The sequence below is a fragment of the Shigella dysenteriae genome, assembly GCF_022354085.1.
Taxonomy (GTDB): Bacteria; Pseudomonadota; Gammaproteobacteria; order Enterobacterales; family Enterobacteriaceae; genus Escherichia; species Escherichia coli.
Genome location: NZ_CP055055.1, coordinates 1,451,806 through 1,469,774, shown reverse-complemented (window position 1 = coordinate 1,469,774; position 17,969 = coordinate 1,451,806). Strand labels below are relative to the sequence as shown.

Sequence of the window (17,969 nt, the reverse complement as noted above, 5' to 3'; positions counted from 1 at the left end):
CCGACCACTTATTTTTGCTTATTGATGGTTTATTTACATTCACCCTGTAATTAAGTTACACAAAAGTTAAATTAATACTAAACATTAGTTAAATCATGGCTTTTGCCATTTTTATACTTTTTTTACACCCCGTCCGCAGATTTTTGCGAAATCTTTGCAGCCAGAATTCTACCCTTCCGGTATCACTTTTAGGCCACTGGAGGTGCACTGTGAGTGCAGGCGTGATAACCGGCGTATTGCTGGTGTTTTTATTACTGGGTTATCTGGTTTATGCCCTGATCAATGCGGAGGCGTTCTGATGGCTGCGCAAGGGTTCTTACTGATCGCCACGTTTTTACTGGTGTTAATGGTGCTGGCGCGTCCTTTAGGCAGCGGGCTGGCGCGGCTGATTAATGACATTCCTCTTCCAGGTACAGCGGACGTTGAACGTATACTCTTTCGTTTACCTGGCGTCTCTGACCATGAGATGAACTGGAAGCAATATCTTTGTGCCATTCTCGGCCTGAACATGCTGGGGCTGGCGGTGCTGTTTTTTATGTTGCTCGGTCAGCACTATCTGCCGCTTAATCCACAGCAGTTGCCGGGGCTGTCGTGGGATCTGGCGCTGAATACCGCCGTCAGCTTTGTCACGAATACCAACTGGCAATCTTATAGCGGTGAAACCACGTTGAGCTATTTCAGCCAGATGGCAGGCTTAACGGTGCAAAACTTTCTTTCTGCCGCCAGCGGGATTGCGGTGATTTTTGCCTTCATCCGTGCGTTTACTCGCCAGAGCATGAGCACACTCGGGAATGCCTGGGTCGATCTGCTACGCATCACGTTATGGGTGCTAGTCCCTGTGGCGTTGTTGATCGCACTGTTTTTTATTCAACAAGGTGCGCTGCAAAACTTTCTGCCCTATCAGGCAGTGAATACCGTTGAAGGAGCGCAACAGCTGTTACCCATGGGGCCAGTAGCTTCTCAGGAAGCGATCAAGATGCTCGGTACTAACGGCGGTGGCTTCTTTAATGCCAACTCGTCGCATCCGTTTGAAAACCCAACCGCACTGACCAACTTCGTGCAGATGCTGGCGATCTTCTTGATCCCAACAGCGCTGTGCTTTGCCTTTGGTGAAGTGACGGGCGATCGCCGCCAGGGGCGCATGTTGCTGTGGGCGATGTCAGTGATTTTTGTCATCTGCGTAGGCGTGGTGATGTGGGCAGAAGTTCAGGGTAATCCTCATCTGCTGGCGCTCGGCGCAGACAGCAGCATCAATATGGAAGGTAAAGAGAGCCGTTTCGGCGTGCTGGTCAGTAGCCTGTTTGCGGTCGTGACTACGGCGGCGTCCTGTGGCGCGGTGATTGCGATGCATGATTCGTTTACCGCTCTCGGTGGCATGGTGCCGATGTGGCTGATGCAAATTGGTGAAGTGGTATTCGGCGGTGTCGGTTCTGGTCTTTACGGCATGATGCTGTTTGTCCTGCTGGCGGTGTTTATTGCCGGGCTGATGATTGGTCGTACACCGGAATATCTGGGTAAAAAAATCGACGTACGCGAGATGAAACTGACTGCACTGGCGATTCTGGTTACCCCGACGCTGGTGCTGATGGGCGCGGCGCTGGCAATGATGACCGACGCCGGACGTAGCGCCATGCTCAACCCTGGCCCGCATGGTTTTAGCGAAGTGCTGTACGCCGTGTCATCCGCCGCTAACAACAACGGCAGCGCCTTTGCCGGATTAAGCGCCAACTCTCCGTTCTGGAACTGTTTACTGGCGTTCTGCATGTTTGTCGGTCGCTTCGGGGTGATTATCCCGGTGATGGCAATTGCCGGTTCGCTGGTGAGTAAAAAGAGCCAACCCGCCAGCTCCGGCACGCTGCCAACGCACGGCCCGCTGTTTGTTGGCCTGTTAATCGGCACCGTGTTGCTGGTTGGCGCACTGACCTTTATCCCTGCCCTGGCGCTTGGTCCGGTGGCGGAATATCTCTCCTGATGATATTGAGTGAGCACTGAATATGAGTCGTAAACAACTGGCGCTATTCGAACCAACACTTGTCGTTCAGGCGCTGAAAGAAGCGGTGAAAAAATTAAACCCGCAGGCGCAATGGCGCAATCCGGTGATGTTTATCGTCTGGATCGGCAGTCTGCTGACCACCTGTATTAGCATCGCGATGGCAAGCGGTGCGATGCCTGGCAATGCGCTGTTTAGCGCGGCAATTAGCGGCTGGCTGTGGGTCACCGTACTGTTCGCTAATTTCGCCGAGGCGCTGGCAGAAGGCCGCAGTAAAGCGCAGGCCAACAGCCTGAAAGGGGTGAAAAAAACTGCTTTTGCTCGCAAGCTGCGCGAACCGAAATATGGCGCTGTGGCAGACAAAGTTCCTGCCGATCAACTGCGTAAAGGTGACATCGTGCTGGTAGAAGCTGGCGATATTATCCCCTGCGATGGTGAAGTTATTGAAGGGGGTGCATCGGTGGATGAAAGCGCCATCACCGGGGAATCGGCACCGGTGATCCGTGAATCCGGCGGCGATTTTGCCTCCGTCACTGGCGGCACGCGTATTCTTTCTGACTGGCTGGTGATTGAGTGTAGCGTTAACCCCGGCGAGACATTTCTGGATCGGATGATCGCGATGGTGGAAGGCGCACAGCGACGTAAAACGCCGAACGAGATTGCACTGACTATTCTGCTGATTGCCCTGACTATCGTCTTTTTACTGGCAACCGCCACGCTGTGGCCGTTTTCCGCGTGGGGCGGTAATGCAGTCAGTGTAACGGTACTGGTGGCGCTGCTGGTCTGTCTGATCCCAACCACTATTGGCGGCCTGTTGTCAGCGATCGGCGTCGCCGGGATGAGTCGGATGCTGGGCGCGAATGTGATTGCCACCAGCGGACGTGCAGTTGAAGCGGCAGGTGACGTTGACGTTCTGCTACTGGATAAAACCGGCACCATCACACTCGGTAACCGTCAGGCGTCGGAGTTTATCCCCGCGCAGGGCGTGGATGAAAAAACGCTGGCTGACGCCGCACAACTGGCTTCGCTGGCTGATGAAACGCCGGAAGGCCGCAGTATTGTGATCCTCGCCAAGCAGCGTTTTAACCTGCGCGAGCGCGATGTGCAGTCGCTCCATGCCACCTTTGTACCGTTTACTGCGCAAAGCCGGATGAGCGGGATCAACATCGACAACCGCATGATCCGTAAAGGTTCTGTCGATGCCATTCGCCGCCATGTTGAGGCTAACGGTGGTCACTTCCCTGCCGATGTTGATCAAAAAGTCGATCAGGTTGCGCGTCAGGGGGCCACACCGCTGGTAGTAGTAGAAGGTTCTCGTGTGCTGGGCGTTATTGCGTTGAAAGATATCGTCAAAGGCGGCATTAAAGAACGCTTCGCCCAACTGCGCAAAATGGGTATTAAAACGGTGATGATTACCGGCGATAACCGTCTGACTGCCGCCGCCATTGCCGCGGAAGCGGGCGTCGATGATTTTCTCGCCGAAGCGACACCGGAGGCCAAGCTGGCATTGATCCGTCAGTATCAGGCGGAAGGCCGTTTGGTAGCGATGACCGGCGACGGCACCAACGATGCTCCGGCGCTGGCGCAGGCAGATGTCGCGGTGGCGATGAACTCTGGTACTCAGGCGGCGAAAGAAGCGGGCAATATGGTGGATCTCGACTCTAACCCGACCAAGTTGATCGAGGTGGTGCATATTGGCAAACAGATGCTGATGACCCGTGGCTCGCTGACCACCTTCAGCATTGCCAACGATGTGGCGAAATACTTCGCCATTATTCCGGCGGCGTTCGCGGCAACGTATCCGCAGTTAAATGCGCTGAACATCATGCGCCTGCATTCGCCCGACTCCGCCATTCTCAGTGCGGTGATTTTCAACGCCTTGATTATCGTCTTTTTGATTCCCCTGGCGTTAAAAGGCGTGAGTTATAAACCGCTTACCGCTTCTGCCATGTTGCGCCGTAACTTATGGATTTACGGTCTGGGTGGGCTGCTGGTGCCGTTTATTGGTATCAAAGTCATTGATTTACTGCTGACCGTTTGCGGTCTGGTGTGAGGTTTACCATGAGTGGATTACGTCCGGCATTATCGACATTTATCTTTTTGTTATTGATTACTGGCGGCGTTTACCCGCTGCTGACCACCGCGCTGGGGCAATGGTGGTTTCCCTGGCAGGCCAACGGTTCGTTGATCCGTGAAGGTGATACGGTGCGCGGTTCGGCATTAATCGGGCAGAATTTTACCGACAACGGCTATTTTCAGGGTCGCCCGTCGGCAACGGCAGAAATGCCTTATAATCCACAGGCTTCTGGCGGGAGCAATCTGGCGGTCAGTAACCCTGAGCTGGATAAACTAATAGCCGCACGCGTTGCTGCATTACGGGCCGCTAACCCGAATGCCAGCACGAGCGTTCCGGTTGAACTGGTGACGGCGTCGGCAAGCGGGCTGGACAATAACATCACCCCACAAGCGGCGGCCTGGCAGATCCCTCGCGTAGCGAAAGCGCGTAATCTCAGCGTTGAACAGCTCACGCAACTGATCGCAAAATACAGCCAACAACCGCTGGTGAAATATATCGGCCAGCCGGTCGTCAACATTGTTGAACTCAATCTGGCGCTGGATAAACTTGATGAATAACGAACCCTTACGTCCCGACCCCGATCGTCTGCTGGAACAAACTGCCGCGCCGCATCGGGGGAAGCTGAAAGTTTTTTTCGGTGCCTGCGCAGGCGTCGGGAAGACCTGGGCGATGCTGGCAGAAGCCCAGCGACTGCGGGCGCAAGGGCTGGATATTGTGGTTGGCGTGGTAGAAACCCACGGGCGGAAAGATACCGCCGCAATGCTGGAAGGGCTGGCTGTTCTGCCGCTGAAACGCCAGGCGTACCGTGGGCGGCATATCAGCGAGTTTGATCTCGATGCCGCCCTCGCCCGCCGTCCGGCGCTGATCTTAATGGACGAACTGGCGCACAGTAATGCGCCTGGTTCTCGTCATCCCAAACGCTGGCAGGATATTGAAGAGCTGCTGGAAGCAGGCATTGATGTTTTCACAACCGTCAACGTTCAGCATCTGGAAAGTCTGAATGATGTGGTCAGCGGCGTCACCGGAATTCAGGTACGGGAAACCGTGCCCGATCCTTTTTTCGATGCCGCCGACGACGTGGTGCTGGTGGACTTGCCCCCGGACGATCTGCGCCAGCGGCTGAAAGAAGGCAAAGTCTATATTGCCGGGCAGGCGGAGCGCGCCATTGAACATTTTTTCCGCAAAGGCAATCTGATCGCCCTGCGCGAACTGGCACTGCGCCGTACTGCCGATCGCGTAGATGAGCAAATGCGCGCCTGGCGGGGGCATCCTGGCGAAGAGAAAGTCTGGCACACGCGCGACGCGATCCTTTTATGCATCGGCCATAACACCGGCAGCGAAAAACTGGTCCGCGCGGCGGCGCGGCTGGCGTCACGGCTGGGGAGCGTCTGGCACGCGGTGTATGTTGAAACCCCTGCCCTGCATCGCTTACCGGAGAAAAAACGTCGGGCAATTCTCAGCGCCTTACGTCTGGCGCAGGAGCTGGGCGCGGAGACGGCAACACTTTCTGATCCAGCGGAAGAGAAAGCGGTAGTGCGTTATGCCCGTGAACATAATCTCGGCAAGATTATTCTCGGTCGCCCAGCCTCGCGCCGCTGGTGGCGTCGGGAAACGTTTGCTGACCGACTGGCGCGCATCGCCCCCGATCTCGATCAGGTGCTGGTCGCGCTTGATGAACCACCCGCCCGCACGATTAACAACGCGCCGGATAGCCGCTCTTTTAAAGACAAGTGGCGGGTACAGATTCAGGGATGCGTGGTTGCCGCCGCGTTATGCGCCGTTATCACCTTAATTGCCATGCAGTGGCTGATGGCGTTTGATGCCGCCAACCTGGTGATGCTGTATCTACTTGGCGTGGTGGTGGTGGCGCTATTTTATGGACGCTGGCCTTCGGTGGTTGCTACCGTCATTAATGTGGTGAGTTTCGATCTCTTTTTTATCGCCCCACGCGGCACGCTCGCCGTCTCTGATGTGCAATACCTGCTGACCTTCGCGGTGATGTTAACCGTCGGGCTGGTGATCGGGAACCTTACTGCTGGCGTGCGTTATCAGGCGCGGGTAGCCCGTTACCGCGAACAACGCACACGGCACTTATATGAAATGTCGAAAGCTCTGGCGGTGGGCCGCAGTCCGCAGGACATCGCCGCCACCAGCGAACAATTTATTGCCTCCACGTTTCATGCCCGCAGCCAGGTATTGTTACCCGATGACAACGGTAAATTGCAGCCGTTAACGCATCCGCAAGGAATGACGCCGTGGGACGATGCCATCGCGCAGTGGAGTTTTGATAAAGGCCTGCCTGCGGGTGCGGGCACCGACACGTTACCCGGCGTGCCATACCAGATTTTGCCGTTAAAAAGCGGTGAGAAAACTTACGGGCTGGTGGTGGTGGAACCGGGGAATCTGCGCCAGTTGATGATCCCGGAACAGCAGCGCCTGCTGGAGACGTTTACGCTGTTAGTCGCCAATGCCCTTGAGCGGCTGACACTGACCGCCAGCGAAGAACAGGCGCGGATGGCAAGCGAACGTGAACAGATCCGCAACGCTCTGCTGGCGGCGCTTTCGCACGATTTACGCACTCCGCTCACGGTGCTGTTCGGTCAGGCTGAAATCTTAACGCTTGATCTGGCAAGCGAAGGATCGCCTCACGCCCGCCAGGCCAGCGAGATCCGTCAGCATGTGCTGAACACTACCCGGCTGGTGAATAATCTACTGGATATGGCGCGAATTCAGTCCGGCGGTTTTAATTTGAAGAAAGAGTGGTTAACGCTGGAAGAAGTGGTCGGTAGTGCGCTGCAAATGCTGGAACCGGGTTTATCGTCGCCCATCAATCTTTCTCTGCCAGAACCGCTGACCTTAATCCACGTTGACGGGCCACTCTTTGAACGGGTGCTGATTAATCTGCTGGAGAACGCGGTGAAATATGCAGGTGCGCAGGCCGAAATTGGTATCGATGCCCACGTTGAGGGCGAAAATCTACAACTGGATGTCTGGGATAACGGCCCCGGACTTCCGCAAGGCCAGGAGCAGTCGATTTTTGATAAGTTTGCTCGTGGGAATAAAGAGTCGGCAGTCCCGGGTGTAGGGCTTGGGCTGGCAATTTGTCGGGCGATTGTGGATGTACACGGCGGCACCATTACCGCGTTCAACCGACCGGAAGGTGGTGCCTGTTTTCGTGTTACACTTCCCCAGCAAACCGCTCCTGAACTTGAAGAATTTCATGAGGATATGTGACAAACGTTCTGATTGTTGAAGATGAACAGGCTATTCGTCGCTTTCTGCGCACGGCGCTGGAGGGCGACGGGATGCGCGTCTTTGAGGCCGAAACGCTGCAACGCGGCTTGCTGGAAGCGGCAACCCGTAAGCCAGATTTGATTATTCTCGATCTCGGCCTGCCCGATGGTGATGGGATTGAGTTTATCCGCGACCTGCGACAGTGGAGCGCGGTGCCGGTGATAGTGCTTTCCGCACGCAGCGAAGAGAGCGACAAAATCGCCGCGCTGGATGCCGGAGCGGATGATTATCTGAGTAAGCCGTTTGGCATTGGCGAATTGCAGGCCCGTCTGCGCGTCGCATTACGCCGCCATTCAGCCACTGCCGCGCCCGATCCGGTAGTGAAATTTTCCGATGTTACCGTCGATTTAGCCGCCCGCGTGATTCACCGGGGTGAGGAAGAGGTGCATCTCACCCCGATTGAATTCCGCCTGCTGGCGGTGCTGCTCAACAATGCCGGAAAAGTGCTCACCCAGCGCCAGCTCCTTAACCAGGTATGGGGACCAAACGCGGTCGAACACAGTCATTATTTGCGTATTTATATGGGACATCTGCGACAAAAACTGGAGCAAGACCCGGCCCGGCCTCGCCATTTTATTACTGAAACTGGGATTGGTTATCGGTTTATGCTTTAGGGGCTGAATTGCCGGATGCGGCGTGAGCGCCTTATCCGACCTACACATCGTCCCGTAGGCATGATAAGACGCGTCAGCGTCGCATCAGGCATGGCACTCATCGCGAAATGTTTAATGCGTATTTATCGCTTTCAATTCTTGCTGGCAATTTTCTGACTGACAGCGTCGCAATTCAATAATCCCGATATGTAACATCGAGACAAAAAATCCGCTTTTGCTGACATAATTCTCATCAACAGCCGGTCGGGTGCCGGGCTTCCCCTGGCAAGCCAGCATAAAAAATGAGGTGTAGCATTGCCAGCCGGGATTTAAACCGGCCTTTTCTTGTGCTGACATATCGTGAAGATAAATCACCGCTTTTTCGTCCTCATCTGACACCTGCCAGCGCCGGGTATTATCAGGTAGGTTATCGCCATGGCAATTTGTCTTACACCGGGAAGGCGCAATTTTTAAAACAGCGCTACCTTCTAATACCTGCTTTTTATCCACATGCGTCGGTAACCAGTCGCCAGCTAATGATGATTGTTCAGGTTGGGCGCATGCAGTCAACAGTAATGTGGCGGCAATGAATGCCACTCTTACGACCAGACTCCTTTTGGTCTTCATTTTGAATTCCCTTGAGCTATTCAGTTTGTTGGCAAAGTGCGCGTTGTTTTTGCCGGATGCGGCGTAAACGCCTTATCCGGCCTACGAAATCATACAAATTCAATATATTGCACCATCAGGCAGTCATACATAAAAAAGGGCGATCTTCCGACCGCCCTTTTTCTTATTTAATGTATTTACGCGTTTTTCAGAACTTCGCTAACAATCTCAACCGCTTCTTTCTCAATCTGCTTGCGATGTTCTTCACCGAGGAAGCTTTCGCAGTAGATCTTATATGCGTCTTCCGTGCCTGACGGACGCGCGGCGAACCAGCCGTTGTCAGTCATCACTTTCAGACCGCCAATAGAAGCACCGTTGCCCGGAGCAGCAGTCAGGCGCGCGGTGATCGGGTCACCTGCCAGGGTGCTGGCGCTCACCATTTCCGGAGACAGCTTAGACAGCGCCGCTTTTTGTGCGGAAGTCGCAGCTGCCTGCAAACGGTTGTAGCTCGGCGCACCAAAGCGTTTTGCCAGTTCGTTGTAGTGTTCCTGCGGGTTCTTACCGGTGACAGCGGTGATTTCTGCCGCGAGCAGACACATGATGATGCCGTCTTTGTCGGTGGACCACGGCGTGCCGTCGAAACGCAGGAAGGAAGCCCCTGCGCTCTCTTCGCCGCCAAAGCCGAAGCTGCCGTCGAACAGACCATCAACAAACCATTTGAAACCTACCGGGACTTCTACCAGCTTGCGGCCCAAGTCATTGACCACACGGTCGATCATCGCAGAAGAAACCAGCGTTTTACCGACAGCAACATCTTTGCTCCACTGCGGACGATGCTGGAACAGGTAGTTGATCGCCACCGCCAGGTAGTGGTTCGGATTCATCAAACCTGCCGGAGTGACAATACCGTGACGGTCATAATCCGGGTCGTTAGCAAACGCCAGATCGAACTTATCACGCAGTGCCAGCAGGCCTGCCATTGCACACTCAGAGGAGCAGTCCATACGGATCGCACCGTCTTTATCAAGGTGCATAAAGCGGAAGGTTTGATCGACCTGATCGTTAACGATAGTCAGGTTGAGGTTGTAATACTCGCCAATACGCTTCCAGTATTCGATACCGGAACCGCCCAGCGGATCAACGCCAAGCGTCAGGCCCGCTTTCTGAATCGCCGCCATATCAACGATATCGGCCAGCCCTTCCACGAACGGCTGCACCAGATCCTGCTCTTTCACATGACCGGATGCCATCGCTTCGTCGAGGGAGATACGCTTCACGCCTTTCAGGCCATCGGCCAGCAGTGCGTTGGCACGATCTTCCACCACTTTAGTGACGTTGGTATCTGCCGGGCCACCATTTGGCGGATTGTACTTGATACCACCATCTTCCGGCGGGTTATGGGACGGTGTAATCACGATACCGTCTGCCAGCGGGCCACCTTTTTTATTGTGAACCAGGATGGCATTGGAAACGGCAGGCGTCGGGGTGAAGCCATTGTTTTCCTGCACAATAACATCTACGCCGTTCGCTGCCAGCACTTCCAGAACGGAAATAAATGCAGGTTCGGACAGGGCGTGAGTATCTTTACCCACATAGCAAGGGCCAGTGATGCCGTTTTTCGCACGTTCTTCAGCAATTGCCTGAGCGATCGCCAGAATGTGCGGCTCGTTAAAGCTGTGGCGCGCTGCACTGCCACGGTGACCGGAAGTACCGAATTTCACCGCGTGCTCCGCATTCCCTGCTTCTGGTTTCAGTACATAATATTGCGCCGTCAGTTGGGCGACGTTAATCAAATCACTCTGTTGTGCAGGTTGGCCTGCACGATTGTGGATTGCCATTGCTTTGTCCTTTGTCTGCAACGTTTTAGATAGTTCCGCAAACCTTCTCAATCAATTCCGCCGGGAATTGCATCGACTGCATGATGTGTTCGATCATGCTGCATTTACGGCCGGTGTTGGTGTTGGTGATCACCCAATACGGCGTGCCTGGCACATGTTTCGGCTTGGTCTGATTACCATTTTTCAGCAGCGTTTGTTCATCTGCCGCAAAGTAAACGCGCGTACGACCGTGCAACGATTCCGTTGCTTCGGCAAACGCCTGGGCGTCAAGAGAATATAGTGTAGACAACAGCAGCATAAAGCGATTGACCGCTCGCTTTTGCTCTGCGTATTCATCCGAAAGCAGAAGTTCACGCATTGCGCGAACCTTGTCTTTAATCGTTTTGACCGGCTTCGCTTCGACGATAGCAGGTGACGCAACGCGAACCTCTTTCGTCACCGGAGCAGCAGGCTGTGATGCGGCGGAAAATTTCAACATACGCCGTAAAATGTCGGATGCGCTCTCGCCGATATGCTTAGTGTGGCTGGCAATATAGCTGTAGAGTTCATCATCAACTTCAATCGTTTTCATCTTAATCCAGTGCAGTGTCTTAGCTGAATACAAGTCGCCAGGAGTATATGAATAAATCCCGGCAGCGGATAGCGTCAAGCCTGGCTTGCAGAAAAACTCGGAATAAACCTTATTTGTTGCAGCCCTGTGGCACAATGGTCAACATAATACCCTAACCCGACAACGCGAAAAAAAGAACTTTGCCATGAAATTGAATATCCGCGCGCAAACTGCACAAAACCAGCACAATAATTCTCCCATCGTTCTTGTCCATGGTCTGTTTGGCAGCCTCGACAACCTTGGCGTACTGGCTCGCGATCTGGTAAACGATCACAATATCATCCAGGTTGATATGCGTAACCACGGTCTTTCACCGAGAGATCCGGTAATGAATTACCCGGCGATGGCGCAGGATCTTGTTGATACTCTGGATGCACAGCAGATCGACAAAGCAACATTTATCGGTCACTCCATGGGCGGTAAAGCGGTAATGGCACTTACTGCACTGGCTCCCGATCGCATCGATAAACTGGTGGCGATTGACATCGCGCCGGTCGACTATCACGTTCGCCGGCATGATGAGATTTTCGCGGCCATCAACGCGGTCAGTGAATCGGACGCACAAACTCGCCAGCAAGCAGCAGCAATAATGCGCCAGCATCTTAATGAAGAAGGGGTGATTCAGTTTCTGTTGAAATCTTTTGTTGACGGGGAGTGGCGCTTTAACGTGCCGGTATTGTGGGATCAGTATCCGCATATTGTGGGTTGGGAGAAAATCCCGGCATGGGATCACCCTGCCCTGTTTATCCCTGGTGGTAATTCTCCGTATGTTAGCGAGCAGTACCGTGATGATTTACTGGCACAATTTCCACAGGCACGGGCGCATGTGATTGCAGGCGCGGGTCACTGGGTCCATGCTGAAAAACCGGATGCGGTATTACGCGCTATCCGTCGCTATCTCAATGATTAACGCAACTGATTAAAAACCCAGCGTCCGCGTCGCTTTCCGCGCGTGGGCGTTGGCGTGACTCATCGCGCTGATGTATTATGGCGCGCTATCCATCCGGGCAGAGGCCTGGCTGATTGTTTCCCCCGAAGTCACCAAGATCATGGCCAAAGAACAAACGGACCGTACGACATTAGATCTGTTCGCGCACGAGCGTCGACCGGGACGACCGAAAACTAATCCGCTTTCGCGCGATGAACAGCTGCGTATTAATAAACGCAACCAACTAAAACGCGACAAAGTACGTGGCCTTAAGCGTGTCGAACTGAAGCTGAACGCGGAAGCTGTCGAGGCGCTGAACGAGCTGGCGGAATCGCGCAATATGAGCCGTAGCGAACTGATCGAAGAGATGTTAATGCAGCAACTGGCGGCGCTGCGTAGTCAGGGCATCGTTTAAATTTCCACTTTCATGTAGCACAGTGTGCAGTCCTGCTCGTTTGCTGATTCCGCAAGACTGCCTGTTCTGCTATGATTGCCTTTATCCGTGGGCAATTTTCCACCCCCATTTCAATAAGTTTCAAGAGGTTATTTCACTCATGGCTATCACTGGCATCTTTTTCGGCAGCGACACCGGTAATACCGAAAATATCGCAAAAATGATTCAAAAACAGCTTGGTAAAGACGTTGCCGATGTCCATGACATTGCAAAAAGCAGCAAAGAAGATCTGGAAGCTTATGACATTCTGCTGCTGGGCATCCCAACCTGGTATTACGGCGAAGCGCAGTGTGACTGGGATGACTTCTTCCCGACTCTCGAAGAGATTGATTTCAATGGCAAACTGGTTGCGCTGTTTGGTTGTGGTGACCAGGAAGATTACGCCGAATATTTCTGCGACGCATTGGGCACCATCCGCGACATCATTGAACCGCGCGGTGCAACCATCGTTGGTCACTGGCCAACTGCGGGCTATCATTTCGAAGCATCAAAAGGTCTGGCAGATGACGACCACTTTGTCGGTCTGGCTATCGACGAAGACCGTCAGCCGGAACTGACCGCTGAACGTGTAGAAAAATGGGTTAAACAGATTTCTGAAGAGTTGCATCTCGACGAAATTCTCAATGCCTGATGTGATGCGGCGTAGACTCATGTCTACGCCGTATTAATAGATAATGCCAATCAAAATAATTGCTACAAATTTGTAACTTTTGCTGTTGTACCTGTACAATGTCCCGGTGTTCAAGTGGCCTTGCCGTTGTAAATGTAAGCTGTGCCACGTTTTTATTAACAATATTTGCCAGGGACTTGTGGTTTTCATTTAGGCGTGGCAATTCTATAATGATACGCATTATCTCAAGAGCAAATTCTGTCACTTCTTCTAATGAAGTGAACCGCTTAGTAACAGGACAGATTCCGCATGACTGATAACAATACCGCCCTAAAGAAAGCTGGCCTGAAAGTAACGCTTCCTCGTTTAAAAATCCTGGAAGTCCTTCAGGAGCCGGACAACCATCACGTCAGTGCGGAAGATTTATACAAACGTCTGATCGATATGGGTGAAGAAATTGGTCTGGCTACGGTATATCGCGTACTGAACCAGTTTGACGACGCTGGTATCGTCACCCGCCACAATTTTGAAGGCGGTAAATCCGTATTTGAACTGACACAGCAACATCACCACGATCACCTGATCTGCCTCGACTGCGGCAAGGTTATCGAATTTAGTGATGATTCCATCGAAGCGCGTCAGCGTGAAATTGCCGCAAAACATGGCATTCGCCTGACTAACCACAGTCTCTATCTTTACGGTCACTGTGCCGAAGGCGATTGCCGCGAAGATGAGCACGCGCACGAAGGCAAATAAGCCAGTCTGAACGAGAAAAGCCAACCTGTAGGTTGGCTTTTTTATGCAAGGGAAATAAGAAAAGCGAGAGTTACAGCTCTCACTTATTTGTTATTACTGCGAATTTCCTGCCAGACCTTATCACAATCGGCTTTCACCGCCTGATCATTTCCGGTTTGCGTTGCACGCAGACACTGCTGATAATCCAGTACGCGTACACTTTCCTGGTCGGCAAACTGCTGATGTTGTTTCTCTTTCTTCAGCACGTTTAACACGCTCTGGCAGGCTTCAATTTTTTCTGGCGAACCTTGTGCGGTGTTGATACAGGCGCTGTATGCCTCTTTCAGACGGCTGTCTTCCTGTGGCGCGGTTGATTGCGCACAAGCCACCAGCCCCGATGCCATCATGGCGATGAGAATCAGTTTTTTCATAGCAAATTCCTCAAATGTGCGGCAGGCACAAAACCTGCCACGTCGGGCATCAGAAGATGGTGAATGGTGCGATTACCATAAATTTCACGTCACGCTCATCCTGGAAGATGTTGCCGTAACCACCGCCCCAGCTTGGGATGTCGGAGTGGTTGTCGTATTCGGTGAAGTGCAATTTGAACATCGTGCCCTTGGCGCGGCCATCCTGAATGGTGTAGACCGCATCCAGGCTGTATGTAGATTCTTCAATAGTCCGGTTCTTGTCGTAGTACGCATCCGGATTGCTCTGCCAGGTCGCAGGTTTTGCATCCCATGCGTAAACGTAGGAAGCGCCGATGGCGAAGCCTGGAAGATTCCAGTTTTTCAGGTCATACATCGCACCGAAGAAGACCGCTTTTTCCCCGTTAGCGTTGAAGTCGGAACGGTTATCCCACCAGATATCCAGGCGGCCGTTGGAGGAAGCGTAGGTTGGAGTCATACGTTGCAGGAAGTATCCCTGCTGACCTTCAGCCTTAACCCAGGTGCCTTCGAGGCGCAAATCCACTACGTCAGCCGCCCGGTAACCAAAGGTCAACGCTTGCAGCCAGGCGGTGTCGTCATAAAGATCGTTGACGCTGCGATCGTCAACTTTATCGCGCGTACCGTAGAACTGGTAGCTGGTGGTTAACGGGCTACCGGCGATATCAAATTTGTAGCTGGCTTTGGCAAAGTATTGATCGATATACCCTTCCGCCTGACCAAATGCCGCTTCCAGTACGAAGTTATTTTTGAAGTCGTATTTCGCACCAAGGGAGTGCAGATAATCAACTTTGGTGGTTTTATCGTTCTGATAAAACTCATCCATTTCCAGATGCCACGGTGCTTTGTATTCGTTGGTCCACATGTAGGAGAAACTCAACGCACCAGCATCGCCGTAATCAAAATTCGCTCCGGCTTCCGCACCCTGATAAGTACCCGGCATAAAGCTCCAGTGAGGCGCTAACAGCGTCTGACCGGTTGGCTGAATATAACCTGCCCTCGCCCAAACCGGACCGTATTTAAATTTGGCCGCAGCTTTATACAGGCTTATACCGCTTTTGTCGCCGGACCAGTCTTCGTCATAGGCTTTATTACTTTTTGAAAACGCGATTTCGTTCGGGTGAGAGCTGTCGCCGTTTTCCGCCATTTCAATCGCCGTAAACGCAGCAATATCAAGGCCGAACATATCAGCAGCATAACCGGACTGAAAATCGAGGTTGGCATTCCAGGTGGAGTGAGAAAGGTTGGTTTTGTATTTGTCGCCGTCGGTAACATCTTTACGGTCGCGTTCACGCTGCCAGTAATAGATACCGCCGGTTAAGGTTGAATCCTCGATGAATCCTTCGGCGCGAGCCTCCGGCATTGCCATAAAGCCCGACATTGCTGTAACACCGGCGATAGCCAGCGCCAGCGTACTACGTTTGCCACTAAACGTACGCATGGGTTAATCCTCTTTGACGTATAAATTGCTGCACCAAAGGTGAACAGCGAAAAAAAATAAAAATTAAAAAAGTAGCGTTGAGAAAAGTCTCGCTGACTACAGGAACAGACTATTTTTCGCGACGCGAATTATCAATCTCTTTCTGTAACCAGAATGTAAGAACATGAGCAACCGCACATATTTTGATGATTTTTGTTACAAGGCTTAAGTTTGCGGTTGAAAGGCTTGCAGAAGAATAAAAGCGTGAAATTCCAGCAAGATGAAAGCGGTTACATTTTATTTAATTATGTTTTGTTATTTTAAATTTATTTTATGGATAAATTGCGAAGCGGAATTAATTCGCGAAGAAAAGCAGAAAAAACGCCGCTGAACGCGGCGTTTTGGATTGTTTGCATATTTCTTGCCGGATGCGGCGTGAACGCCTTATCCGGCCTACAAAAGCACGCAAACTCAATATATTGCAGAGATCATGTAGGCCTGATAAGCGTAGCGCATCAGGCAATTTAGCGTTTGAAACTGTTTGTCTGTTCCTTGCCGGATGCGACGTAAACGCCCCATCCGGCATAGCGAAACTTAAAATTACTCGCCAACTTTCGCCCAGGTATCACGCAGCCCAACGGTGCGGTTAAATACCGGTTTTTCGGCAGTGGAATGGCGGCTGTCGAGGCAGAAGTAACCTTCACGCTCAAACTGGAATGCTTTACCCGCTACCGCGTCTTTCAGCGACGGTTCAGCAAAGCCCTGTTTGATCACCAGCGATTCCGGGTTAATCACCGACAGGAAATCATCCGCAGCACCAGGGTTCGGCACATTGAACAGACGGTCGTACAGGCGGATTTCAACCGGCAGCGCATGTGCCGCGCTCACCCAGTGAATAACACCTTTGACTTTACGACCATCTGCCGGATCTTTGCTTAAGGTATCGGCGTCATAAGTACAGAAGATGGTGGTGATATTACCTTCGGCATCTTTCTCGACGCGTTCTGCCTTAATCACATAAGCATTACGCAGACGCACTTCTTTACCCAGCACCAGACGTTTGTACTGCTTGTTAGCTTCTTCGCGGAAATCGGCGCGATCAATCCAAATCTCACCGCTAAACGGCACCTGACGGCTCCCCATTTCCGGTTTGTTCGGATGGTTCGGCATGGTGACCATTTCGCCTTCGCCCTGATAGTTTTCGATGACCAGTTTCACCGGATCGATAACCGCCATTGCGCGCGGCGCATTTTCGTTGAGATCTTCACGGATGCAGGATTCCAGCGACGCCATCTCAATGGTGTTGTCCTGCTTGGTCACGCCAATGCGTTTGCAGAACTCACGAATAGAAGCCGCAGTGTAACCACGACGACGCAGACCGGAAATGGTCGGCATACGCGGGTCATCCCAGCCTTCAACGTGCTTGTCGGTCACCAGCAGGTTCAGCTTACGCTTGGACATCACAGTGTATTCCAGATTCAGGCGCGAGAATTCGTACTGGCGCGGGTGAACAGGAATGGTGATGTTGTCCAGCACCCAGTCGTACAGGCGACGGTTGTCCTGGAACTCAAGCGTACACAGAGAGTGCGTAATACCTTCCAGCGCATCGCTGATGCAATGGGTGAAGTCGTACATCGGGTAGATGCACCACTTGTTGCCAGTCTGGTGGTGTTCAGCAAATTTAATGCGGTACAGCACCGGATCGCGCATCACGATAAACGGTGAAGCCATGTCGATTTTCGCACGCAGGCAGGCTTTACCTTCTTCAAAACCGCCGGTACGCATTTTCTCGAACAGCGCCAGGTTCTCTTCAACGCTACGGTCGCGGTACGGGCTGTTTTTACCCGGCTGTGTCAGGGTGCCGCGGTATTCGCGGATCTGTTCCGGCGTCAGTTCATCAACGTACGCCAGGCCTTTATTGATCAGTTCGATCGCATAGGCGTGGAGCTGATCAAAATAATCGGAGGAGTAACGGACGTTACCAGACCAGTGAAAACCTAACCACTCAACGTCGTTTTTGATCGAATCGACATACTCGATATCTTCTTTTACCGGGTTAGTGTCGTCGAAACGCAGGTTGCACTGGCCTTTATAGTCCTGGGCGATCCCGAAGTTCAGGCAGATAGATTTCGCATGGCCAATATGCAGATAGCCATTCGGCTCCGGCGGGAAACGGGTGTGTACTGTGGTGTGCTTACCACTGGCCAGATCTTCATCGATGATCTGACGAATAAAGTTAGTCGGGCGGGCTTCTGCCTCACTCATCGTGGATTCCTCAAAGCGTAAACAACGTATAACGGCGTATGATCTTATAAGCGGGACAGGCTGACAACTGTTAGTTTTTTAAAATTGATAATCTAACAAGGAT

17 protein-coding genes are annotated in these 17,969 nt (G+C 52.5%); 11 read left to right on the top strand and 6 right to left on the bottom strand.

Annotated elements, in window-relative coordinates; genetic code table 11:
* Positions 1-209: 209 nt before the first annotated feature.
* Genes kdpF through kdpE form a run of 6 tightly spaced genes read left to right on the top strand, consistent with a single transcriptional unit; the run spans position 210 to position 7,975 of the window.
* Positions 210-299, top strand: coding sequence for a K(+)-transporting ATPase subunit F (gene kdpF / locus HUZ68_RS06870; RefSeq protein ID WP_001272653.1), 90 nt, complete (start codon positions 210-212; stop codon positions 297-299).
* A complete protein-coding gene (gene kdpA, locus HUZ68_RS06865) occupies positions 299-1,972 on the top strand; it encodes a potassium-transporting ATPase subunit KdpA (protein ID WP_239594081.1) in 1,674 nt (557 codons plus the stop codon). The genes kdpF and kdpA overlap by 1 nt, the downstream gene beginning before the upstream one ends.
* A gap of 22 nt (positions 1,973-1,994) precedes the next feature.
* Positions 1,995-4,043 carry a potassium-transporting ATPase subunit KdpB gene (kdpB, locus tag HUZ68_RS06860; protein WP_096265742.1) on the top strand — a complete coding sequence of 683 codons (2,049 nt, stop codon included), beginning with the start codon at positions 1,995-1,997 and terminating at the stop codon, positions 4,041-4,043.
* 8 nt (positions 4,044-4,051) lie between these two features.
* Positions 4,052-4,624: a K(+)-transporting ATPase subunit C gene (gene kdpC, locus HUZ68_RS06855; protein ID WP_053273905.1), complete on the top strand. Its 573-nt coding sequence runs from the start codon at positions 4,052-4,054 to the stop codon at positions 4,622-4,624.
* The gene (gene kdpD, locus HUZ68_RS06850; RefSeq protein ID WP_112925316.1) at positions 4,617-7,301 is read left to right on the top strand and encodes a two-component system sensor histidine kinase KdpD; all 2,685 of its coding nucleotides are present in this window, start codon (positions 4,617-4,619) and stop codon (positions 7,299-7,301) included. The genes kdpC and kdpD overlap by 8 nt, the downstream gene beginning before the upstream one ends.
* Positions 7,298-7,975 carry a two-component system response regulator KdpE gene (gene kdpE / locus HUZ68_RS06845; protein ID WP_000186069.1) on the top strand — a complete coding sequence of 226 codons (678 nt, stop codon included), beginning with the start codon at positions 7,298-7,300 and terminating at the stop codon, positions 7,973-7,975. The genes kdpD and kdpE overlap by 4 nt, the downstream gene beginning before the upstream one ends.
* Before the next feature lie 111 nt (positions 7,976-8,086).
* Here kdpE and HUZ68_RS06840 read toward each other — a convergent pair whose 3' ends face one another.
* From HUZ68_RS06840 to seqA, 3 genes are all read right to left on the bottom strand, one after another.
* Positions 8,087-8,581 carry a hypothetical protein gene (locus tag HUZ68_RS06840; RefSeq protein WP_021577138.1) on the bottom strand — a complete coding sequence of 165 codons (495 nt, stop codon included), beginning with the start codon at positions 8,579-8,581 and terminating at the stop codon, positions 8,087-8,089.
* A 176-nt stretch (positions 8,582-8,757) separates the two neighbouring features.
* A complete protein-coding gene (gene pgm / locus HUZ68_RS06835; protein ID WP_001312670.1) occupies positions 8,758-10,398 on the bottom strand; it encodes a phosphoglucomutase (alpha-D-glucose-1,6-bisphosphate-dependent) in 1,641 nt (546 codons plus the stop codon).
* A gap of 25 nt (positions 10,399-10,423) precedes the next feature.
* Positions 10,424-10,969, bottom strand: coding sequence for a replication initiation negative regulator SeqA (seqA, locus tag HUZ68_RS06830; protein WP_000848387.1), 546 nt, complete (start codon positions 10,967-10,969; stop codon positions 10,424-10,426).
* Between the two features lie 184 nt (positions 10,970-11,153).
* Here seqA and ybfF point away from each other — a divergent pair, with 184 nt between their 5' ends.
* The 5 genes from ybfF (at position 11,154) to fur (ending at position 13,756) form a co-directional block, all read left to right on the top strand.
* Positions 11,154-11,918: an esterase gene (gene ybfF / locus HUZ68_RS06825; RefSeq protein WP_000773279.1), complete on the top strand. Its 765-nt coding sequence runs from the start codon at positions 11,154-11,156 to the stop codon at positions 11,916-11,918.
* A gap of 139 nt (positions 11,919-12,057) precedes the next feature.
* Positions 12,058-12,351 (top strand): LexA regulated protein, encoded by a 294-nt coding sequence (gene ybfE, locus HUZ68_RS06820; protein WP_001300829.1) that lies wholly within the window; start codon positions 12,058-12,060, stop codon positions 12,349-12,351.
* Positions 12,352-12,490: 139 nt separating this feature from the next.
* Positions 12,491-13,021, top strand: coding sequence for a flavodoxin FldA (gene fldA, locus HUZ68_RS06815; protein ID WP_001018618.1), 531 nt, complete (start codon positions 12,491-12,493; stop codon positions 13,019-13,021).
* 209 nt (positions 13,022-13,230) lie between these two features.
* Positions 13,231-13,317, top strand: coding sequence for a fur leader peptide (uof, locus tag HUZ68_RS06810; protein ID WP_001406816.1), 87 nt, complete (start codon positions 13,231-13,233; stop codon positions 13,315-13,317).
* A complete protein-coding gene (gene fur / locus HUZ68_RS06805) occupies positions 13,310-13,756 on the top strand; it encodes a ferric iron uptake transcriptional regulator (RefSeq protein ID WP_000131702.1) in 447 nt (148 codons plus the stop codon). The genes uof and fur overlap by 8 nt, the downstream gene beginning before the upstream one ends.
* An 83-nt stretch (positions 13,757-13,839) precedes the next feature.
* Here fur and HUZ68_RS06800 read toward each other — a convergent pair whose 3' ends face one another.
* From HUZ68_RS06800 to glnS, 3 genes are all read right to left on the bottom strand, one after another.
* Positions 13,840-14,166, bottom strand: coding sequence for a ChiQ/YbfN family lipoprotein (locus tag HUZ68_RS06800; protein WP_000733592.1), 327 nt, complete (start codon positions 14,164-14,166; stop codon positions 13,840-13,842).
* 49 nt (positions 14,167-14,215) lie between these two features.
* Complete coding sequence (gene chiP, locus HUZ68_RS06795) at positions 14,216-15,622, bottom strand: chitoporin ChiP (RefSeq protein WP_239594080.1); 1,407 nt, start codon at positions 15,620-15,622, stop codon at positions 14,216-14,218.
* A gap of 579 nt (positions 15,623-16,201) precedes the next feature.
* On the bottom strand, positions 16,202-17,866 hold the full coding sequence (glnS, locus tag HUZ68_RS06790) for a glutamine--tRNA ligase (RefSeq protein WP_239594079.1): 1,665 nt from the start codon (positions 17,864-17,866) through the stop codon (positions 16,202-16,204).
* Positions 17,867-17,969 lie beyond the last annotated feature (103 nt).